At 35.9% G+C, this 7,672-nt stretch carries 16 protein-coding genes; all 16 read left to right on the plus strand.

What is annotated here, in order from left to right; translation table 11 throughout:
• A partial coding sequence (locus tag KGZ89_07710) for a hypothetical protein (protein MBS3974733.1) occupies positions 1 to 182 on the plus strand: 182 nt, incomplete at its 5' end.
• Positions 183 to 189: 7 nt separating this feature from the next.
• The gene (locus KGZ89_07715) at positions 190 to 651 is read left to right on the plus strand and encodes a hypothetical protein (protein MBS3974734.1); all 462 of its coding nucleotides are present in this window, start codon (positions 190 to 192) and stop codon (positions 649 to 651) included.
• Positions 652 to 690: 39 nt separating this feature from the next.
• Positions 691 to 1,602, plus strand: coding sequence for a hypothetical protein (locus tag KGZ89_07720; protein MBS3974735.1), 912 nt, complete (start codon positions 691 to 693; stop codon positions 1,600 to 1,602).
• On the plus strand, positions 1,556 to 2,332 hold the full coding sequence (locus KGZ89_07725; GenBank protein MBS3974736.1) for a metallophosphoesterase: 777 nt from the start codon (positions 1,556 to 1,558) through the stop codon (positions 2,330 to 2,332). The genes KGZ89_07720 and KGZ89_07725 overlap by 47 nt, the downstream gene beginning before the upstream one ends.
• Positions 2,329 to 2,622: a hypothetical protein gene (locus tag KGZ89_07730; protein MBS3974737.1), complete on the plus strand. Its 294-nt coding sequence runs from the start codon at positions 2,329 to 2,331 to the stop codon at positions 2,620 to 2,622. Before KGZ89_07725 ends, KGZ89_07730 begins: the two co-directional genes overlap by 4 nt.
• A complete protein-coding gene (locus KGZ89_07735) occupies positions 2,615 to 3,181 on the plus strand; it encodes a hypothetical protein (protein ID MBS3974738.1) in 567 nt (188 codons plus the stop codon). Before KGZ89_07730 ends, KGZ89_07735 begins: the two co-directional genes overlap by 8 nt.
• Entirely contained in the window at positions 3,159 to 3,665 is a 507-nt protein-coding gene (locus KGZ89_07740; protein ID MBS3974739.1) for a hypothetical protein, read from the plus strand. The genes KGZ89_07735 and KGZ89_07740 overlap by 23 nt, the downstream gene beginning before the upstream one ends.
• A 43-nt stretch (positions 3,666 to 3,708) precedes the next feature.
• The gene (locus KGZ89_07745; GenBank protein MBS3974740.1) at positions 3,709 to 3,903 is read left to right on the plus strand and encodes a hypothetical protein; all 195 of its coding nucleotides are present in this window, start codon (positions 3,709 to 3,711) and stop codon (positions 3,901 to 3,903) included.
• Between the two features lie 106 nt (positions 3,904 to 4,009).
• On the plus strand, positions 4,010 to 4,678 hold the full coding sequence (locus tag KGZ89_07750) for a recombinase family protein (protein MBS3974741.1): 669 nt from the start codon (positions 4,010 to 4,012) through the stop codon (positions 4,676 to 4,678).
• A gap of 6 nt (positions 4,679 to 4,684) precedes the next feature.
• The gene (locus tag KGZ89_07755; GenBank protein ID MBS3974742.1) at positions 4,685 to 4,906 is read left to right on the plus strand and encodes a hypothetical protein; all 222 of its coding nucleotides are present in this window, start codon (positions 4,685 to 4,687) and stop codon (positions 4,904 to 4,906) included.
• Between the two features lie 67 nt (positions 4,907 to 4,973).
• Complete coding sequence (locus KGZ89_07760; GenBank protein MBS3974743.1) at positions 4,974 to 5,219, plus strand: hypothetical protein; 246 nt, start codon at positions 4,974 to 4,976, stop codon at positions 5,217 to 5,219.
• An 85-nt stretch (positions 5,220 to 5,304) separates the two neighbouring features.
• A complete protein-coding gene (locus tag KGZ89_07765) occupies positions 5,305 to 5,598 on the plus strand; it encodes a hypothetical protein (GenBank protein ID MBS3974744.1) in 294 nt (97 codons plus the stop codon).
• A 77-nt stretch (positions 5,599 to 5,675) separates the two neighbouring features.
• Complete coding sequence (locus KGZ89_07770; GenBank protein ID MBS3974745.1) at positions 5,676 to 5,924, plus strand: DUF4236 domain-containing protein; 249 nt, start codon at positions 5,676 to 5,678, stop codon at positions 5,922 to 5,924.
• 100 nt (positions 5,925 to 6,024) lie between these two features.
• Entirely contained in the window at positions 6,025 to 6,495 is a 471-nt protein-coding gene (locus KGZ89_07775; GenBank protein MBS3974746.1) for a hypothetical protein, read from the plus strand.
• Positions 6,496 to 6,498: 3 nt separating this feature from the next.
• Positions 6,499 to 7,116, plus strand: a complete 618-nt coding sequence (locus KGZ89_07780; GenBank protein ID MBS3974747.1) for a hypothetical protein — start codon at positions 6,499 to 6,501, stop codon at positions 7,114 to 7,116.
• A 14-nt stretch (positions 7,117 to 7,130) separates the two neighbouring features.
• The coding region (locus tag KGZ89_07785) for a hypothetical protein (protein ID MBS3974748.1) at positions 7,131 to 7,672 on the plus strand (542 nt) is incomplete at its 3' end.

The raw sequence follows: 7,672 nt of genomic DNA on the forward strand, positions 1-7,672 counted from the left end.
GTCAACGGTACTCTGTCAAGAAACGTGATGATGGTTTCTCAGATTTGATTTCTAAAGTAACAGAGCAAGCCGAAGATGGTTTTGTAGAAAGTACTCAAGAGCTTATCCACTATGTTAAATTAACAACTGATGAAAACCAACGTAGTGAACTCTCTAAGCTCATCACAGAACTTTATGCATGAGGTATAGATGGCAACATATGCAACTATAGATAAGGAGAAAATTGACGAGGCTTATAGATTTGGTCTAGTAAAACCTAATGAATATGCTTATATTAGAGACAACATAATTATGCGTGAAATTTTCTTGAGAACAGAGGATTTACTGCATAAATTTGTATTCGGTAAGGATATTGTTTCACAATACTACTTAAAAGACAATCAACACCAGAATTTGTCTGAAGCTATCCTTGATTTAGCTTATAAAGAAGATGAAAGCTTGCTTATAGAGATTGATGATGTCAGGTTACTTGTTCTTTCTGATGTAGCATTTAAAAAAGCATCTTTAGTTAGAGATTTAGGTGATTTAAATAAGTCTAATCTTGTTACAGGCAACATCGTGGCAGACAAAGATACAGTACGTGCTTTAGAGTATCTCTTGAAGTATAAAAAAGGTATGTGGGAACTCTTAAGTTATATTGAAGAGGAATAAATTAACAAGGGAAAGGACTCCCATAAAGAGGAGAGTACAATGACTACAATTGCAACACGTAATGGGGTGATGGTTTCAGACGGTCAAGTTAGTTGGGGTGATCGTATTGATCAAACAAATCTAAAGAAAGTAAGAAAGATTAATGGTTGTTTAGTTGGTGGTGCAGGTAGACTCTCCAGTGTACTCCAATTCTTTAAGTGGTTTGAAGAGTGGAGTGATGCACAAGTTGTCCAGGGTGAATCACCACATGTTCAAGTTTTCATTCCAGAAAATATTGACGATGAAGATTTCACTGGTATCGTTGTCTTTACTGATGGAGTTATCTTCATGTATGAAGGTGGGAAGCGTTGCTATGAAATTGTGGGGGCTGAGTATTATGCTATTGGTTCCGGTGCAGATTTTGCTTTATCCGCTATGGATGCTGGAGCATCTGCTGAAGATGCAGTTAAAGTAGCGATTAAACGTGATGTTTTTACTGGAGGAGAGCTTTTCATTGAACACTTAGATGAAGAACCAGAAGAATTAACAAAAGAAAAAGCTGAAGAGATGACTAAAGAAGAGTTGGTTAAATACATCTTTGGTGATGAACCTGTTAATGAAGATATTAAATCTGAAATCCTCAGTGATGGAGACGATGATCAGATTATTGCTGAGACAGCTACATTAGCACTTTTTAAAGATGGTTTTCTTCAAGTATTCTCTAGTGATGGAGAAACTTTGAAAGGTGAGTGCTTGAATATAAAAATTCAAGGTGATGCGAAACGATGCTTAGAAATCTTAAGCAAGAAAGATATCTTAAACAACCTGCAAGCATTTGGTGTTATTGCAAAAGAAAAATCACTTAAGTCAGATCTTAAAATTAAACTTCACAGTAAACTTGTTGAGATTCAGGAGAAATATTCAGATGATTCAAAATTACCAACCGTTCTATCAGAAACTGATAATTCCTGACGAGAAGGATCTTTATATAATCTCTGATGTTCATGGTATGTATGCCCTCTATAAGGAGGGCTGTAAAAGACTTGGCATCAAAGATTCTGATGTTGTTATATCCCTTGGTGATTTAGGTGATCGTGGGAAAGAAAATCTAAAGATGTTTGTAGAGTTCACTCAGAAAGAAAATCGATATATGGTTTTAGGAAACCATGAAAAGATGATGATGGATGCTTTATCAGACAGAAACTGGTATCATTGTTGGTATCAGAATGGTGGTCACAGCGTCTTAGATGAAGTGGGTGAGTCTGGTATGGAAGTCTTGTGTAAATGGCTTAATCAGAAACCTATTGTACTTGAAGTTCATCACAGAGGTAAGAAACTAGGATTTATTCATGGCGGAATTCCTTGTAAATATGAATCTGTAGGGTTTGAATATCTTGATACTACTTGGGATCAAGTTTTATCAATGCTGAAAACAGATAAAGGTAGAGAATCTTTAATGTGGGATCGTAATACCTTAGAAGCTTTCTTTTATCATAAAGAAAATCCAAAAGGCTCTGGTAAAGTTAAACCTGTCTTGGGTATTGATTATGTTTTCCATGGACACTCCTATGTAGAAAAACCATTGCATATTGAAAACAGAATTTATACAGATACAGGCTCAGTTTTTAATGGTAAATTATGTTTCACATGGTTAGATGGCGATAACATTAATCATTATATTACAGGAGAAGATGAAGAATGAGATACAAAGTAAAAGTTACTAAATTGGTTGGTGAGATTTCTGAAATCTTGGAATTAGAAACTGATGATAAAGATTTAGTTAGGGAAATTTTTAGCTTAGAGCTTAAAAAAGAGCAGGATGATAAAGTTCCTACTAAAATCACTATTGATGGAGTTAGTAAAGATGTGTGGAAGAGGAAACAAGCTACTTTCAAAGGATACCCCTCAGAAGTTTTCACTCTTGGCACATTAGGTGTTGTAGAAGACTCATATGCAGCAGCAATCAACACGGTAAATAAAAATAATGTCTAATAAATATTTTACTTTAGTGGGGAGTAGGAATATTTCAGAGAAAGAATATTTAACTTTATTTGGAATTGCTAAATATTTTGCTCAACATGGGTATATCATTCGTTCTGGTAAAGCAAATGGCGCTGATACAGCAGGGGAACTTGGATTCAGAGAAGGTACATACTTAAAACCTGAAATTTATATTCCTTGGAAGAACTTTAAAGGTGGAAGTGTTTTAATTGGTGATGAGATTGTTTTACCTATGCCAGAAGAAACCTTAGAATATGTCAAAAAGATCCATCCAGCTTTTGACAGACTGTCTCAAGGTGCCCTTAAACTTCATCAGAGGAATATTCACCAGGTTTTAGGTTTAGACTTAAATACTCCATCTGAAATCCTTATCGCTTGTGCCGATTTTAATTTTGATCAGTATGGTGTTGAACGTGTAAAAGGTGGCACAGCCACTGCCTGGAATCTTGCAAAGAGTCTTCATATTCCATGTATCAATATTAGGGACAGAAGTAAAGAAGAGATTTTAACAGAGTTTAAAAAGATCTATGGAGGCGATATTGGCAAATAATTATGATAAACCTAGTAACGAATATTATCCAACTCCAGAATATACTGTCCTAGATCTTTTTGAAGTAATCCCTATGAGACGGGATTGGACTTATCTTGAACCTTGTCGTGGTGAAGCTAAATCTTTTTATAAGTATATGCCAGAAGGATCACAATGGGCAGAGTTAAGCGAAGGTGTAGACTATTTAACCACAAAATTTGAACACGTTGATTGCATTATAACAAATCCGCCATTCAGTTTATCTGTACCTTTTCTTGAAAAGAGCTTTACTGAAGCAGATGTGATAATCTACCTTCAAAGGGCTAATTTCCTTGGTTCTAAGAAACGTAAAGAATTCTGGAATGCTAATAAGCCAGATGCACTAATTACTTTAACAAAAAGACCAAAATTTAAGGGTAGTAGAAATGATATGACAGAATACTGCTACTACATCTGGGACAGAAAGAATAGATTAGGACTAGAAGATACTTTCTATTTTGTGTGAAATATGTTAAAATACTATAGTGATCACTAAAAAGGAAAATATCATGTATTTTGAAGTTTGTTATATTGATTCTGGTTCAAATACCAGACGTGGTGTAGGTGTCTATGCAGCAACAGAAGACCAAGCTAAACAAGTTGCAGCAGTTCTTCTTCAAAGGGCTTTCGGCACAACGATTGATCCTAACACGTTGACTGTAGTAGAAACCACACTGGAATCTGATACACCAACGACAACCTAAAATTTTATACAAGCACCTTCGGGTGCTTTTTTCATTTTTAGACTTGACAAAAGTATGAGACTAGGCCAAACTACATAGCAAGAACAGGACAAATCGGAGTTTTAAAATGTCAGAGAAATTTGTAGTTTACAAACGTCTTTCTAAAGAAAAGGTTGAAGGTAATCAGTATGGTTTTGGTTCACAGGACCACGACATTCAGTGTTTCCTTAAACAGATCCCAGAGGCAGAGGTAATTGCAGAGTTTTCAGAGACATATTCTGGTAAATCTATTTGGACTGAGCGTAAAGAGTTAGTAAAGGCAGTTAAACTCTGTGAGGAAACTGGATCAACTCTCCTAGTTTCTAAAGTTGACCGTCTTGGTCGTCAGGTTGAGTCTGTCAGTCACCTGTTAAACCGAATCAATGTGCGAATTGCTACAATGCCGAGTGCTACTAACATGGTTATTCAGATCATGTCTGTAATGGCGGAGGAAGAGGCACGAGCTATCTCATCTCGAACCAAAGCAGCCCTGAGTGTTGCTAAGGCAAAAGGTGTTCTTATTGGTGCTGCGGTACACAGAAACAAAAGTAGTAAAGTATTTGGTCAACGTCTTGCCAAATCTGCCACAAATTTTGCAGAGCAGTACAAAGAAAAGCTTGACACCATGCGCTCAATTGGTTTAACCTATGCACAGATTGCAGATAACTTTAACAAGAAAGGGATCAAAGCACGTAATGGTGGTGAGTATTCACCTATTCAAGTTCAACGCATGTGTAAGCGATTAAATATAGAGTGAAATCTAATGGAAATAATTAATCAGAGAGAAGTTGTAGGAAAAGTCTTCAATACAAGAAGTAAAGCAGTTTCAACAATGTCTGCGTTGCTAGAAGATAAATTTCAAGTTAATAAGATGCAAGACAAATGGTTAGTCTCTTACGAAAAAGAGACCTCCATCATTATGGATGGTGAGTATACCAGAGTTGAAGCAGAGGATGCTGAAAAATTAACAGATAATTCACAATAGGGATGATTCTTAACCTCTTAAGGTCAATACTACGGTAAAATAGTAGTATAACACTTTAGGAGGTTTTATGTTAACATGTACTATTAAATCTGAGAAAGATACAGTTGTAAAAGAGTTCAATACCAGAAGACTTGCAGTAGATACTATGACAGCATTACTAGGTTACACACCGATCTGTAAACCGTCTTGTGTCGATGATAAATGGTTGGTTATCTATGAAAAAGATGTAGCAATCATAGAAGGTATTGAGTATAATTTAATCTCAACAGATCCTGGAGGTGACGTATGGACTGGGAGACAGTTAATATCATAGTAAGTGTATTTATCTTTCTGTTGATTATCTGGGCAACAGACGTTATCTTTAAGAGGAAGAAATAACAGGAAACAGAGGAATTAAAATGTACACAGTGAAGAAAAAAGAAGTATCTCATCCAGCATATAAAGATCCACATTTTGTCTATGAAGTATTCAATGATAAAACAGGTAAAGTGAAAGAATCTTTTTATGATGAAATTTCTGCTAATGAGAAGGCTAAAAAAGAAAATTTCATTGAGAAAGAGAGTGAAGAATTTCAATGTTGGTTACGAAGAGAAGACTTTGATTTTGGTTCATTTGAGAGACGTGCTGCTTGGGTGTCTTGGCTTCATCGTGCTTTGAAAGATTATAATTCTGGTCAGGACGATTTTAAATAATTTAATGGTTATGCAAATGGTACTTATCAACTTGCATCTAAATTACTCAAAAAGTGGAATAAATCTTAAGGAAAATTATGGGATTCAGATTCAGACAACGTATTAAAATACTACCCGGTGTTTACATCAATCTTGGGAAGAAAGGCATTAATTCAACCAGTGTTAGGGCAGGATGGTTTACTTCAAATATCAATAAAGACGGGGTAAAGAATACAATCGGTGCACATGGAACTGGTCTTAGTTATGAAACTAAGCGATCTAAAGTTTCTGGTAAGACTATCTGGACCTGTGTCGCTATAGTCTTTATTCTATACTTAGTCATGTGAGGTAATTTATGAGTTATGGTCTTTTAACAGAAGAACAAGCTAAAATTTTACGTGAAAGAATGCAGAAACAAAAAGAAGAAAAGCAAAAGGAGAAAGAATAATGTACATGAACAGAAAAGGTATTCAATTTGGTGTTAAAGATACATGGAGTCTTGATTCTACCCTTAATCCTATATTACTCTCTGCTTTAATCAAATTTAAAGAGGTTATTACAGATCCATCTCGTAAGGATTGGGTAGGTGTGCCAAGTCTTGTTTTAGCAGATCTATATCCAGACCACAAAGGTAACTTCACAGATGAACAGTTAGAAGAAGGTTCAAAACTTTGGTTAGAAATTATAGATAAAATGATCTATGCTTTTGATACTAAGAATGAGCCTAATTTAAAAGATTATGCATTTGAATTTAATCATCTGACCCAAGAAAGGGAAGATGGAAATGTTTCAGTCAACATAAAAGTAACAAATGAGAACGAGTACTCTCGTTATAAGGTTGACGAAGCTTTATATAGAACTAAGGTTGAGGAAGGTTTAGTTTTATTTGGTAAATATTATCAGTGTTTATGGTGGTGACTTATGAGATATGATAATCTTATTGTAGTCGGTATGCGGGACAAAGTGCCAGAAGGGTTTGAGGTGGTCAACACTACAAGCCGTGACAAAGAGGGATACGGGCAACAACTTAGCCCGTTCTATTTGCGTGACATACCTATGTACAATGGTATTGTAGCAAAGAATATGGAAAATGCCTGGCAGTTTAGCAAGGTGTATGAAGAACACATAGATGAAAATGGAAACCCTACTGAAGAGTATTATAAATGGGCTAGAACAGGTTGGGCTAACTGGAGAGCGGAAAGATATCCTATGGGCAAAGGTAGAAAACCTTTGTATAGTATTTGGGATGGCAAGAAGTTAGACTACATCTCAGCACGCAGGAATCTCTACTTCCCTATGTATGCACGTGCAGTCGTCAAGACAGAAACATTTAAAGATTTATGGACACGTGTAGCCAGTGGTGATAAGATCGCATTACTTGATTTTGATGGGTACCACTACCAAGAACTAGGAATGACTTACTTCGATGTAATCCATGCAGAAGATAAGAAGTGTGGTCATGCTTTTGTTATCTATGGACTTATTCAAAAAGAGTTAATTTTGAGTAACAACAGGTTATTTCTCCCAATGTTAGGATAATGATAAGGAAACATATGAAATTAGTTAAATTAAGTCTGACAGAAGATTATGTCTCACACTGGTCCTGGTGGCAAGGTGCTCGTGAACTACTGCAAAATGCTATCGACACAGGTAAGTTTGATGTTAACTTTAAACACGACAGTTTGCATATCACTTCTCATGGTGGTAAGATCCCTGTTAATGCACTTTTAATGGGAAAATCCTCTAAAAAAGAGGATCCAACTACAATTGGCAAGTTTGGTGAAGGTATGAAGCTTGGCTTTCTTGTTTTACTTCGTGAAGGTGCAGAAATTGAGGTATTGAACGGGGTAGACCGATGGAAACCAAAATTCGTTTACGATGAAATGTTTGACTCGAAGGTTTTAGCCATCGAGATTGACGAAGAGTGTCTTGAAGGTGGAGAGGACTACGTTGAGGTCAATATCTACAACATCCCTTCGTGGGCTATTGATGAAATTAAAGATAACTATGCACCTACAACATCACGAGATATCATTATTGAGAACTCTCGTGGAAAAGCTTATGCAAAAGACTCAAACAATCAAGAGTGTACACT

This window comes from Actinomycetota bacterium, assembly GCA_018334075.1.
Taxonomy (GTDB): domain Bacteria; phylum Actinomycetota; class Coriobacteriia; order Anaerosomatales; family UBA912; genus JAGXSC01.

Excerpts from the sequence above, each read along its gene's own strand:
- KGZ89_07750 (MBS3974741.1), top strand. The coding sequence starts at position 4,010 with ATGTCAGAGAAATTTGTAGTTTACAAACGTCTTTCTAAAGAAAAGGTT.
- KGZ89_07760 (MBS3974743.1), top strand. The coding sequence starts at position 4,974 with ATGTTAACATGTACTATTAAATCTGAGAAAGATACAGTTGTAAAAGAG.
- KGZ89_07720 (MBS3974735.1), top strand. The coding sequence starts at position 691 with ATGACTACAATTGCAACACGTAATGGGGTGATGGTTTCAGACGGTCAA.
- KGZ89_07780 (MBS3974747.1), top strand. The coding sequence starts at position 6,499 with ATGAGATATGATAATCTTATTGTAGTCGGTATGCGGGACAAAGTGCCA.
- KGZ89_07740 (MBS3974739.1), top strand. The coding sequence starts at position 3,159 with ATGGAGGCGATATTGGCAAATAATTATGATAAACCTAGTAACGAATAT.
- KGZ89_07725 (MBS3974736.1), top strand. The coding sequence starts at position 1,556 with ATGATTCAAAATTACCAACCGTTCTATCAGAAACTGATAATTCCTGAC.
- KGZ89_07765 (MBS3974744.1), top strand. The coding sequence starts at position 5,305 with ATGTACACAGTGAAGAAAAAAGAAGTATCTCATCCAGCATATAAAGAT.
- KGZ89_07745 (MBS3974740.1), top strand. The coding sequence starts at position 3,709 with ATGTATTTTGAAGTTTGTTATATTGATTCTGGTTCAAATACCAGACGT.
- KGZ89_07735 (MBS3974738.1), top strand. The coding sequence starts at position 2,615 with ATGTCTAATAAATATTTTACTTTAGTGGGGAGTAGGAATATTTCAGAG.
- KGZ89_07730 (MBS3974737.1), top strand. The coding sequence starts at position 2,329 with ATGAGATACAAAGTAAAAGTTACTAAATTGGTTGGTGAGATTTCTGAA.
- KGZ89_07775 (MBS3974746.1), top strand. The coding sequence starts at position 6,025 with ATGTACATGAACAGAAAAGGTATTCAATTTGGTGTTAAAGATACATGG.
- KGZ89_07770 (MBS3974745.1), top strand. The coding sequence starts at position 5,676 with ATGGGATTCAGATTCAGACAACGTATTAAAATACTACCCGGTGTTTAC.
- KGZ89_07755 (MBS3974742.1), top strand. The coding sequence starts at position 4,685 with ATGGAAATAATTAATCAGAGAGAAGTTGTAGGAAAAGTCTTCAATACA.
- KGZ89_07715 (MBS3974734.1), top strand. The coding sequence starts at position 190 with ATGGCAACATATGCAACTATAGATAAGGAGAAAATTGACGAGGCTTAT.